This is a genomic window from Leifsonia sp. 466MF, from assembly GCF_900100265.1.
GTDB lineage: Bacteria > Actinomycetota > Actinomycetes > Actinomycetales > Microbacteriaceae > Leifsonia.
The window spans coordinates 1,751,731-1,763,135 of the sequence record NZ_LT629696.1 but is presented as its reverse complement, the minus strand read 5'-3'; the positions used below and the strand labels follow the sequence as shown (position 1 = coordinate 1,763,135).

General features: G+C 69.0%; 11 protein-coding genes and 1 tRNA gene. 4 read left to right on the top strand and 8 right to left on the bottom strand.

Annotated features, from left to right (window positions below; all coding sequences use genetic code 11):
* Nucleotides 1–14: 14 nt before the first annotated feature.
* Nucleotides 15–863, top strand: a complete 849-nt coding sequence (locus BLR91_RS08450; protein ID WP_020074797.1) for a DUF1684 domain-containing protein — start codon at nt 15–17, stop codon at nt 861–863.
* Here BLR91_RS08450 and BLR91_RS08445 read toward each other — a convergent pair.
* Complete coding sequence (locus BLR91_RS08445) at nt 860–1,471, bottom strand: PadR family transcriptional regulator (RefSeq protein WP_089875754.1); 612 nt, start codon at nt 1,469–1,471, stop codon at nt 860–862. The two genes, BLR91_RS08450 and BLR91_RS08445, sit on opposite strands and share 4 nt — an antisense overlap.
* Before the next feature lie 187 nt (nt 1,472–1,658).
* Here BLR91_RS08445 and BLR91_RS08440 point away from each other — a divergent pair, with 187 nt between their 5' ends.
* On the top strand, nt 1,659–2,162 hold the full coding sequence (locus BLR91_RS08440) for a DUF3145 domain-containing protein (RefSeq protein WP_026307170.1): 504 nt from the start codon (nt 1,659–1,661) through the stop codon (nt 2,160–2,162).
* A 107-nt stretch (nt 2,163–2,269) separates the two neighbouring features.
* On the opposite strand, the gene BLR91_RS08435 is transcribed toward BLR91_RS08440, so the two are convergent.
* The 6 genes from BLR91_RS08435 to aceE all read right to left on the bottom strand — a co-directional run bounded on the left by BLR91_RS08435 (nt 2,270) and on the right by aceE (nt 9,893).
* Nucleotides 2,270–3,505 carry a beta-ketoacyl-[acyl-carrier-protein] synthase family protein gene (locus BLR91_RS08435; RefSeq protein WP_020074795.1) on the bottom strand — a complete coding sequence of 412 codons (1,236 nt, stop codon included), beginning with the start codon at nt 3,503–3,505 and terminating at the stop codon, nt 2,270–2,272.
* A 110-nt stretch (nt 3,506–3,615) separates the two neighbouring features.
* A complete protein-coding gene (locus tag BLR91_RS08430) occupies nt 3,616–3,867 on the bottom strand; it encodes an acyl carrier protein (protein WP_018190963.1) in 252 nt (83 codons plus the stop codon).
* Between the two features lie 46 nt (nt 3,868–3,913).
* Nucleotides 3,914–4,918 carry a beta-ketoacyl-ACP synthase III gene (locus BLR91_RS08425; RefSeq protein ID WP_089875756.1) on the bottom strand — a complete coding sequence of 335 codons (1,005 nt, stop codon included), beginning with the start codon at nt 4,916–4,918 and terminating at the stop codon, nt 3,914–3,916.
* A 20-nt stretch (nt 4,919–4,938) separates the two neighbouring features.
* Nucleotides 4,939–5,859, bottom strand: coding sequence for an ACP S-malonyltransferase (locus BLR91_RS08420; RefSeq protein WP_089875758.1), 921 nt, complete (start codon nt 5,857–5,859; stop codon nt 4,939–4,941).
* Between the two features lie 84 nt (nt 5,860–5,943).
* Complete coding sequence (locus BLR91_RS08415; protein WP_018190966.1) at nt 5,944–7,143, bottom strand: PucR family transcriptional regulator; 1,200 nt, start codon at nt 7,141–7,143, stop codon at nt 5,944–5,946.
* Nucleotides 7,144–7,166: 23 nt separating this feature from the next.
* A complete protein-coding gene (gene aceE, locus BLR91_RS08410) occupies nt 7,167–9,893 on the bottom strand; it encodes a pyruvate dehydrogenase (acetyl-transferring), homodimeric type (protein ID WP_089875760.1) in 2,727 nt (908 codons plus the stop codon).
* A gap of 156 nt (nt 9,894–10,049) precedes the next feature.
* Here aceE and BLR91_RS08405 point away from each other — a divergent pair, with 156 nt between their 5' ends.
* Nucleotides 10,050–10,520, top strand: coding sequence for a peroxiredoxin (locus BLR91_RS08405; RefSeq protein ID WP_089875762.1), 471 nt, complete (start codon nt 10,050–10,052; stop codon nt 10,518–10,520).
* A gap of 123 nt (nt 10,521–10,643) precedes the next feature.
* A tRNA-Val gene (locus BLR91_RS08400) sits at nt 10,644–10,716 on the top strand.
* On the opposite strand, the gene BLR91_RS08395 is transcribed toward BLR91_RS08400, so the two are convergent.
* Nucleotides 10,676–11,314 (bottom strand): TetR/AcrR family transcriptional regulator, encoded by a 639-nt coding sequence (locus BLR91_RS08395; RefSeq protein WP_172823257.1) that lies wholly within the window; start codon nt 11,312–11,314, stop codon nt 10,676–10,678. The two genes, BLR91_RS08400 and BLR91_RS08395, sit on opposite strands and share 41 nt — an antisense overlap.
* Nucleotides 11,315–11,405: the final 91 nt, after the last annotated feature.

The window sequence follows — 11,405 nt, the reverse complement described above, 5'->3', positions numbered from 1 at the left end:
CGAGGATGGAGACCATGACCGACACCGCCGCTGCTGCTCCCACCGACCCGAACGCCGTCCTGGCCCGCTACCGCGCCCGCCGCGAACAGGCCGTGACCGCGCCGCAGGGCAACCTGGCGCTGGTGAACACCCAGTGGATCACGGGAGAGCCGGACTCGGAGCAGCCGATCTGGGGCGTCCCCGGTCTCTGGTCTCCGCTGCCGAAGGGCCAGTCGGGCCTCAAGGTCACCGCCGCGGCGACCGACAACATCTTCGTCGACGACGTGCTGGTCGACGGCTCGGCGATCGTGCGCGGCAAGGATGACCCCAACCCCGGCACGATCCGTTTCAGCGACACGGTCAGCGGATTCGTCATCGCCAGCGAGGACGGCGACTACGCGCTCCGCGTGTGGGATGCGAACTCCGAGGCGATCCAGGAGTTCGGCTCGATCGACGCCTTCCCGTTCAACCCGGAGTGGATCATCCAGGCCGCGTTCACCCCGATCGAGGGCGGCAAGACCGTCGGCTTCGAGCACCTCAAGGACGACGGCGCAACGCGCGACATGGTCATCCCGGGCGAGATCACCTTCACCAAGGACGGCGTCGACTACAACCTCGCCGCGTTCAAGGCCGGACGCGCCCTCCAGCTCGTCTTCGCGGACACCACGAACGGCGACAGCACCTACTCGGTCGGCCGGTTCCTCTTCGTGGTGCCGAACGAGGACGGCACGGTCACGCTCGACTTCAACCTCGCGGTCCTGCCGCCGTGCGCGTTCAGCTACAACTTCAACTGCCCGCTGCCGCCGGCGCAGAACCGCTTCGCCGTGCCGATCGAGGCCGGCGAGAAGAACGTCCTCAACACGCAGGGCGAGCTGCTGCACTAGGTCGCGCTGCGGCTCTCCGCCCGCGCTGCGGCTGCCTGCGGGGCAGCCGCCTCGGAGGCCGGTCGGCGGCCGCGCCGCGGGCGCTCGGGGGAGCGCGGTTGCACCAGCGCGCCGGGATGTGACCGCAGGGTGGCCGCGACCTCGTCCAGCCACTCGATGGCTGCTTTGGCGCCCAGTTCGGCCGCGCGGTTCGCCGCGAGCAGGGCGCGCGAGTCCGCTTCGTGGGTGAGGTAGCGGATCTTCTCGGCGTAGGCGGCGCGGTAGCCGTCGACGACGACCAGCGCATCCACCCCCTCCAGGGAGGCGGCGATCAGCACCTGGTCCTGCATCTCGTCCCAGTCCGGGCGGCCGTCGGCGGGCGCATCGCCGAGCCAGGCTGCTGCCGCCTCCCGTCCCGCCGCGGTCAGCTCGTAGAGCGGAAGGCCGTCGTCGGTGGCGCCTGCGGAAGCGACGAGACCTTGATCCGTCATCCGGTCGAGCGTCGAATACACCTGGCCGGGATTGAGTTGCCGTCGGTGTGCGGCACGGCAGAGGAACTCGCTCTGGAGCTGCGAGCCGTAGGCAGCGCCCTGGGTGAGGAGCGCGAGGAAACCGTTCTGGACCGACATACTCGGTATGCTATTCCGTCCGGTGTTCGCCCGGCGAGCGAATCGCCGAATCACAATCTTGTAACTCCCCGCGGTTCTCGGGCATAATCGTGGCAACGCGCGCGAGCGCTACCGCAACTTCACACGCCGAAGATTTCCATCCGTTCCTGGTCGTAGGGGAAGACGCACCAACGAACGGAGGAGAACTATGTCGGCACACGTCGCTCGAGGGGTGCTCTACGTGCACTCCTCTCCCAGCGCGCTCTGCCCCCACATCGAGTGGGCGGCGGGTCGCGCCCTCGGGCGTGCAGTGAACTTCACCTGGGAGTCGCAGCCCGTGCTGAAGGGCTCCCAGCGCACGGAGTTCTTCTGGGACGGCCCTCCCGGCACCGGCGCGCGCCTCGCGTCCGCCCTGCGCGGTTGGGAGCACCTGCGCTACGAGGTGACGGAGGACGCCGGTCACGGCACCGACGGCGGCCGGTGGATGCACACGCCCGATCTGGGCATCTTCTTCGCCCAGGTCGACACGGCCGGCAACATGGTCGTGCCGGAGGATCGCATCCGTTACGCCATGGAGATCGCCGGAGCGAACGCGCTCGAGCTGCACCGCGAGCTCCGGCTGGCCCTCGGTCAGGCGTGGGACGACGAGCTGGAGCCGTTCCGGCACGCCCACGACGACACGTCGGTCATCTGGCTGCACAACGTCGGCTGAACGACGCACCGACTCCCGCGGCGGGCCTGGCACGGCCGCCCGCCTGCGGTGAAACAGAGAAGGCCCCGCTCGTGATGAGCGGGGCCTTCCTGTGTCCGTGCGTCGGCTCAGTAGCTGCGGAACGCGGCGACGGCGTTGTGGCCGCCGAAGCCGAAGGAGTTGCTGATGACGAGCTGGGGTTCGTCGCCGAGCGGCTGCGGCTCGCTCTTCACCTGCAGCGGGATCGCCGGGTCCATCTCCGTGATGTTGATCGTCGGCGGTGCCTGACGGTCGCGGATCGCGAGGATGCTGAACACGGCCTCCAGCGCACCGGTGCCGCCGAGCAGGTGTCCGGTGGACGCCTTGGTGGCGGAAACGGGGATGCCGTGGACGCGTTCACCGAATACCTCGCGCAGCGCCACGTACTCGGACGGGTCGCCCACCGGGGTGCTGGTCGCGTGCGCGTTGATGTGGGTGACGTCGTCCGGCACCGCACCTGCGCGGTCGAGGGCGATGCGCAGAGCACGGCTGGCGCCGCGGCCCTCCGGGTCGTTCGCGGTGATGTGATACGAGTCGGCGGTCACTCCACCGCCGGCGAGCTCGGCGTAGATCCGGGCGCCGCGAGCGAGGGCGTGCTCCTCGGTCTCGAGCACCAGGCTGGCCGCGCCCTCACCCATCACGAAGCCGTCACGGTCGACGCTGTACGGGCGGGAGGCGTGCGCCGGGTCGTCGTTGCGGCGCGAGAGCGCCTGCATCGACGAGAACGACGCGACGGTGATCGGGTGGATGGCGGACTCCGTGCCACCGGCGATGACCACGTCCGCCAGACCCAGCTGCAGGTGCTCGTAGGCGTTGACGATCGACTCGGTGCTGGAGGCGCAGGCGGAGGCGACCGTGCGGGCGTAGGCACGCGCCTCGAAGTGCATGGAGACCGCAGCCGATGCCGCGTTCGGCATGAGCATCGGGACGGTCATCGGGAGGACCCGGCGCGGTCCGCGCTCGCGCAGCGTGTCCCAGGCGTCCAGCAGCGTCCACACGCCGCCGATGCCGGTGGCGTAGTCGACACCGAGACGCTCGGGTGCGACATCCGGACGGCCGGCGTCCTCCCACGCCTCCATGGCGGAGATGAGGGCGAACTGGCTGGACGGGTCGAGACGCTTGGCGACGGGACGCTCCAGCACCTCCTCCGGGCGCACCTTGGCCTCGGCGGCGAAGGTGACCGGCAGCTCGTACTGGGCGACCCAGTCGTGCTCGAGGGTGCGGGCGCCGGAGACGCCGGCGAGCAGAGCGCTCCAGCTCTCGGGGGCGGTGCCACCGAGGGGCGAGGACGCGCCCATACCGGTGACGACGATCTTCTTGGTCATAACGGCAACTCTCCTGAATGAGGATGGCGGCGCTCGGTCAGAGCGCTGCCGCACGCGCGGGCGGCGACACGGTCGCGCGCCGCCCGCGCGGAAGAATCCTGGCTCTGCGCCTAGGCGTTCTGCGCCTTGACGATGAACTCGACCGCGTCTCCGACGGTCTTGAGGTTCTTGACCTCCTCGTCGGGGATCTTCACGTCGAACTTGTCCTCGGCGTTGACCACGATGGTCATCATCGAGATCGAGTCGATGTCGAGGTCGTCGGTGAACGACTTGTCCAGCTCAACCGTGTCGGTCGCGATGCCGGTCTCGTCGTTGATGAGCTCGGCCAGGCCGGCAAGAACTTCTTCGGTGGACAATGCCATGGTTTTTCTCTCCTTGAGGGGGGTGTCGTTGTGACCGGGAAACAGTCTAGGGCAGCACGACGACCTGCGCGCCGAACACCAGACCGGCCCCGAAGCCGATCTGGAGGGCCAGGCCGCCGCTCAACTCCGGGTGTTCCTGGAGCAGTCGGTGGGTCGCGAGGGGGATGGATGCGGCGGACGTGTTGCCCGTCGTCTCGATGTCACGGGCGATGGCGACGGTATCCGGAAGCTTCAGTTGCTTGGCGAATTCGTCGACGATGCGCATGTTGGCCTGGTGCGGGATGAACGCGGCCAGCTGGTCGGGGGAGACCCCGGCCTCGTCGAGCGCCTGCTTGGCGACCTTGGCCATCTCCCAGACCGCCCAGCGGAAGACCGTCTGGCCCTCCTGGCGGAGGGTCGGCCACGGCTTCTCGCCGTCGCGGAACTCGAGGAGCGTGTTGCCCATCCCGACCGCGTCGGCCTTGGAGCCGTCGGAGCCCCACACCGTCTTGGCGATGCCGGGGTAGTCGCTCGGGCCGATGACCACGGCGCCTGCGCCGTCGCCGAGCAGGAACGAGATGGTGCGGTCGGTCGGGTCGACGACGTCGGAGAGCTTCTCGGCGCCGACGACGAGCGCGTAGTGCGCCGCGCCGGTGCGGATGAGCGCATCCGCCTGGGCCACCGCGTAGGCGTACCCGGCGCAGGCGGCGTTCATGTCGTACGCGGCTGCCGGGTTGGCGCCGACGCGGTCGGCGAGCACGGCGGCGATGGATGGCGTCTGCTGCACGTTCGAGACGGTCGCGACGATGACGGCGTCGATCAGCTTCGGGTCGACGCCCGACTTCGCGATGGCCTCCTTCGACGCCTCGGTGGCGAGGTCGACGGCGAGCACGTCGCGGCCGGCGCGCGTCCGGGTGATGATGCCGGTGCGCTGCCGGATCCACTCGTCGGAGGAGTTGATCGGCCCGACCAGGTCGTCGTTCGGCACGACGTTCTCGCCGCGGGCGGCGCCGATCGAGAGGATGCGGGTGTACTGCGGGCCGTGCGACTGCTGCAGGGTGGGGTGGGACATCGGGGGAGCTCCTTGCGGCCTTACGCGGCCTGGTCGATGAGGTCGAAGGCGGCCGGCAGGTCGTCGGGGGTCTTGATGGCGACGGTCGGCACGCCCTTCAGGCCGCGCTTGGCGAGGCCGACGAGCGCGCCGGCGGGGGCGACCTCGATCAGGCCGGTGACGCCGGCCTCCTCGAAGGCCTTCATGTCGAGGTCCCAGCGCACCGGCGACGAGACCTGGCCGACGAGGAGTCGCAGGAACTCGGCGCCGTCGGTCACCTCGGAGCCGTCCTTGTTGGTCCAGAGGCGCAGCGTCGGGTCGTTCGTCGTCAGGGTGGAGGCGAACTGCTCGAGCGCCGGGACGGCGGACGCCATGTACCGGGTGTGGAACGCACCGGCGACCTGCAGCGGGATGACGCGCGCGCGGACCGGCGGGTTCTCGGCCAGCTGGGCGAGCGCATCCAGGGCGCCGGCGACGACGATCTGGCCGCCGCCGTTGTAATTGGCGGGGGAGAGGCCCAGCTCGTCGAGTCGGGCGAGGAGCTCGGTCTCGTCGGCGCCGATCACGGCGCTCATGCCGGTCTGCGCCTCGGCGGCCGCGCGGGCCATGGCGGCACCGCGCTCGCGCACGAAGGCGACGGCGTCGGTCTCGCTGAGGACACCGGCTCCGGCAGCCGCGGTGAGCTCGCCGACCGAGTGACCGGCGATGCCGCCGACCCGATCGCGGCGCTCGTCGGCGAAGAGTGCGGACAGTGTCAGCAGTCCGGCCGAGACGATGAGCGGTTGAGCGATCGCGGTGTCACGGATGGTGTCGGCGTCACTCACGGTGCCGTGCGCCACCAGGTCGATGCCGACCGCGTCGGAGATGCCGGTGAGCTGGTCGCGGAACGAGGACTCGCTGAGCCAGGGGTCCAGGAAGCCGGGGGTCTGGGATCCCTGACCCGGGCACACGATGACGATCACGGTTTCCAGTCTGCCAATCTTCCGCCAGGCGGATGTGTCGGATGGATACGAACTATTCGAGAATGCTTTGTGGTTGTCTACAACTCAGCCGCCGCGGCGGGGCGAGTCGGGCTCGTTGATCGAGCCGACGATCAGCGCCGCCTGCAGGATGAGGGCCTCGCGCGCGCCGGTCGCATCCCAGCCGATGACCTCGGAGACGCGCTTCAGGCGGTAGCGGACGGTGTTCGGGTGCACGAACAGCTCGCGCGCCGTCGCCTCCAGCGACCGGCCGTTGTCGAGGTAGCACCACAGCGTGGTGAGCAGCTCGGTGGAGTAGCCCTGCAGCGGGCGGTAGATGCGGCTGATCAGCGTCGCGCGGGCGAGGCCGTCGCCGGCGAGGGCGCGTTCCGGGAGCAGGTCGTCCGCGTGCACCGGGCGAGGGCAGTTGCGCCAGGCCCGGGCGACCGCGAAACCGGCGAGGGCCGCCTTCGCGCTCTTGGACGCATCCACCAGGCTCGGGACCTCGTGGCCGAGTACCAGATGGCCGGGGCCGAAGCCGGGCTCCAGCTGCTGTGCGATCTCCATGAACGAGACCACGGGAGCGGCGCCGATCGCCTCCTCCGGCGTGCTGTTGCTCGGCCAGGCGCGGCCGATCACCAGCACCAGCCGGCTGCCCTGCACGCCGATCAGCACGTCCGCCGACATGTGGCGTGCGGTGCGGCGCAGCTGGTCGACGTCGAGCATCTTCGGCGCGGTACCGACGAGGACGCTGACCTCGCCGTGCCCGTGCCAGCCGAGCGCGGCGATGCGGCTGGGGAGCTCGTCGTCGTACTCGCCGGTCAGGATGCTGTCGACGACCAGGGCCTCGAGGCGTGCGTCCCACAGGCCGCGAGCCTCGGCGGCACGCGCGTAGACGTCGGCCGCCGCGAACGCGATCTCGCGGGAGTACAGCAGGATGGCCTCCCGCAGATCCTCGCTTCCCGCCGTCTTCACGCGCTCCTCGACCACCTCGACGGTGATCTTGATGAGCTGCAGCGTCTGCTGCAGGCTCACGCTGCGGAGCAGCTCGCGGGGGGCCGCGCCGAACACGTCGGCGGCGATCCACGGCGTCGAGCGCGGGTCGTCGTACCAAGAGATGAACGACGAGATGCCCGCCTGGGCCACCAGGCCGACGGCGCTGCGCCGGCCCGGTGGCATGTCGCGGTACCAGGGGAGGGTGTCCTCGAGCCGCTTGAGCGTGGTCGTCGCCAGCTCACCCGAGATCTTGCGCAGCCACGCGAGGGTCTCGGGCTTCGTCCTCTCCACCTGGCCGCCAGCCACGGGAGCCGTTACGCCTCGCCGCCCGCGCTGCCCGTGGTGCCGGCGTTGACGTCGTGCAGAAGGTACTTCTCGATCGCCCAGGCGGGGGCGTTCGGGTCGACCTTGCCCTGCGCGGCGAGAAGCTCCAGCGTCCGCACCACCATCGACGGTCCGTCGATCTTGAAGAACCGTCGAGCCGCGGGGCGGGTGTCCGAGAAGCCGAAGCTGTCGGCGCCGAGGGTCGCGTACTCGCCCGGGACGAACTGACGGATCATGTCCGGCACGGCGTGCGAGTAGTCGGTGACGGCTACGAACGGGCCCTCTGCCTCCTGCAGCTTGCGGGTGACGTAGGGCACCTGCTTCTCCTGCTGCGGGTAGAGGAAGTTGTGCTCCTCGGCGGCAAGACCGTCGCGGCGCAGCTCGCCCCACGAGGTGACGCTCCACACATCGGCCGAGACGCCCCAGTCCTGCGCGAGCAGGTGCTGAGCCTCCACGGCCCACGGCACCGAGACGCCCGAAGCGAGCAGCTGGGCCTTCGGCCCATCGCCCTCGCCGGCGCGCAGCTTGTAGACGCCGCGGACGATGCCGTCCACATCCACGCCCTCCGGCTCGGCCGGCTGGACGATCGGCTCGTTGTACACCGTGAGGTAGTACATGACGTTCGGGTCCGGGTGGTTGCCGCCGTACATCCGCTCGAGGCCGGCGCGCACGATGTGGCCGATCTCGTAGCCGTACGCCGGGTCGTACTGGACGACGGCCGGGTTGGTGGATGCGAGCAGCGGCGAGTGGCCGTCCGCGTGCTGCAGACCCTCACCGGTCAGCGTGGTGCGACCGGCGGTGGCGCCGACGAGGAAGCCGCGCGCCATCTGGTCGCCCGCCGCCCACAGGGCGTCGCCGGTGCGCTGGAAGCCGAACATCGAGTAGAAGACGTAGACCGGGATGAGCGGCTCGCCCTGCGTCGAGTACGACGTGCCGACGTTGGTGAACGCGGCCAGCGCACCGGCCTCGTTGATGCCGACGTGGATGATCTGGCCCTGCGGGCTCTCCTTGTAGGCGAGGAGCAGCTCGCGGTCGACCGACGTGTAGTGCTGGCCGTTCGGGTTGTAGATCTTCGCGTTCGGGAAGAAGGCGTCCATACCGAAGGTGCGCGCCTCGTCCGGGATGATCGGGACGATGCGGTGGCCGAAGTCCTTCGAGCGGAGCAGGTCCTTCAGGAGGCGGACGAACGCCATGGTCGTGGCGACCTCTTGCGTTCCGGAGCCCTTCTTCGAGATCGCGTACGCGGAGTCGTCCGGCAGGTTGAGCTGCGTGTACTTCGCGCGGCGCTCCGGCACGTAGCCGCCGAGTGCGCGGCGGCGGTCGTGCAGGTACTGGATCGCCTCGTCGTCCGCGCCGGGGTTGTAGTACGGCGGGAGGTACGGGTTCTCCTCGAGCTGGGCGTCCGTGATCGGGATGCGCATGGCATCCCGGAACGTCTTCAGGTTGTCCAGCGTCATCTTCTTCATCTGGTGGGTCGCGTTGCGGCCCTCGAACGACGGGCCGAGCCCGTAGCCCTTGATGGTCTTGGCGATGATGACGGTCGGCTGGCCCTTGTGCTCCGCGGCCGCCTTGAAGGCCGCGTACACCTTGCGGTAGTCGTGGCCGCCGCGCTTGAGGTTCCAGATCTGGTCGTCGCTGTAGTCCTTGACGAGCTCCAGCGTCCGCGGGTCGCGGCCGAAGAAGTTCTCGCGGACGTAGGCGCCGCTCTCGGTCTTGTATGTCTGGTAGTCGCCGTCGGGCGTCTCGTTCATGAGGTTGACGAGCGCGCCGTCGGCGTCGCGGGCGAGCAGGTCGTCCCACTCGCGGCCCCAGATGACCTTGATGACGTTCCAGCCGGCGCCGCGGAAGAAGCTCTCGAGCTCCTGGATGATCTTGCCGTTGCCGCGGACCGGGCCGTCGAGGCGCTGCAGGTTCGCGTTGATGACGAACGTGAGGTTGTCGAGCTTCTCGTTCGCCGCGACCTGGAGCTGACCGCGCGACTCGACCTCATCCATCTCGCCGTCGCCGAGGAACGCCCAGACGTGCTGGTCGGAGGCGTCCTTGATGCCGCGGTTGGTGAGGTACTTGTTGAGCTGCGCCTGGTAGATGGCGTTGATCGGCCCGAGGCCCATCGACACGGTCGGGAACTGCCAGAACTCGGGCATGAGGCGCGGGTGCGGGTAGCTGGAGAGGCCGCCGCCGGCGTGCGACTTCTCCTGTCGGAAGCCGTCGAGCTGGTCGGCGCTCAGGCGCCCCTCGAGGAACGCACGGGCGTAGGTGCCGGGGGAGGCGTGGCCCTGGACGAAGATCTGGTCGCCGCCGCCCGGGTGGTCCTGGCCGCGGAAGAAGTGGTTGAAGCCGACCTCGTAGAGGGCGGCGCTCGACGCGTAGGTCGAGATGTGGCCGCCGACGGCGATGCCGGGGCGCTGCGCACGGTGGACGAGCACGGCGGCGTTCCAGCGGATCCACGCGCGGTAGCGGCGCTCGATCTCCTCGTCGCCGGGGAACTCGGGCTCGTTCTCCGGGGAGATCGTGTTGATGTAGTCCGTCGTCGGAACCATCGGCACGCCGACGTGCAGTTCCTTCGAGCGCTTGAGCAGGCTGAGCATGATCTCGCGAGCACGCTCATGGCCATGGGCCGCAACCAGTTGGTCGAGGGATTCGCGCCACTCGGCGGTCTCCTCCGGGTCCGAATCGATGTTATTCATCGAGTACGGGTCCTGGTCGTTTACAGTCACCCTCGACCTCTTTCTTGTGTCGGATGGATCGTGGACAAGCCGGAGCGCTGTCGGGTTTCGACAAGCGCGGGCACCATCGTCCAGCCTAGCCTCACTCCGACGCCGTCGTTGACCGTCGCTTGGTACTGCGAGAACCGAGGTCTAGGCTGTGTCATCGTGGCTCTAGAGAACGACACGCTCGCACCCGATTTCGAACTGCTCAACCAGTACGGGGAGACGGTTCGACTGAGCGACTTCCGTGGCCGGAAGGCCGTCGCGATCGTCTTCTTCCCGCTCGCCTTCTCGGGCACCTGCACCGGCGAGCTGTGCGCTCTTCGCGACAACATCTCCCTGTTCGAGGACCACCGGGTCGAATTGCTGGGCGTCTCGGTCGACTCCAAGTTCACGCTGCGGGCGTGGGCGGAGCAGGAGGGCTACGGCTTCTCGCTGCTCGCGGACTTCTGGCCGCACGGCGACATCGCCAAGGAGTACGGCGTCTTCCTGGCCGAGAAGGGCTTCGCGAACCGAGCGACCTTCCTGGTGGACGAGCGCGGCATCATCCGCGCGTCCTTCATCACGGCGCCGGGCGAGGCCCGCTCGATCGAGTCGTACCGCGCCGCGCTCGACCGCCTCCCCGCCCACGTCTGACCCGCCTTACGCCCTCCGCGTGGCGAAGATTTGGCGCAAATCTCGGTTATGAGACACGCATAACAGAGATTTGGCGCAAATCTCTCGCGAGGTGAGGGGTTCGGTAGGGTAGAGGGGCGTCACGGGCCTTTAGCTCAGCTGGTAGAGCGCCACGTTTACACCGTGGATGTCGTCGGTTCGATCCCGGCAGGGCCCACTCCTTTTCCGCCGGGCGCGAGCAGCTCGAAGAGCGCGTCGACCGTGGCGGCCATGTCGACCGATGGGTCCTGCAACCACTGCAGCTGCATGCCGTCGGAGACCGCCTGCAGGATGCGCGCGAGCGTGTCCGGGTCCACCTTGCTGCTGACGGCGTCGTCACCCCGCCGTTGCGCCAGCGCCGCGGCGAAGGTCTGCCGGAGGGCCGCACTGCGCTCGACGAAGTAGTCGTGGGCGGGATGCTGCGGGTCGCCGGCGTCGACCGCCAGGCGTGAGAACAGCTGGACCAGACCCGGAACCTCGGCGTTGTGCCGCACGATTCCGACGTAGCCGTCGCGGATGCGGTCGAGCGAGGGCTCCTCGTCCACGTCGCCGAAGCGGCGGCTGTCGACCTCGTCGCGCTTGCGGAGGATCGCCGTGAACAGCTCCTCTTTGCTGTCGAAGTAGTGGAGGAGGCCGGCCTGGCTGAGGCCCACCGCATCCGCCAGCTCCTTCACCGACGCTCCGCGGATGCCCTCGCGGGCGATCACCTCAAGCGCGCGCTCCAGGATCTCGTCCCTCTTGGCCACGCCTTTCGCGTAGGAACCTCGTCGTGCCATGCCTCCACCATAAACCGAACAGCGCTTGCTTTCTGAAAACCGAGTGACGTATGGTTTTCCCACCGTCCACGATGGATGGTGAGAGGACCCC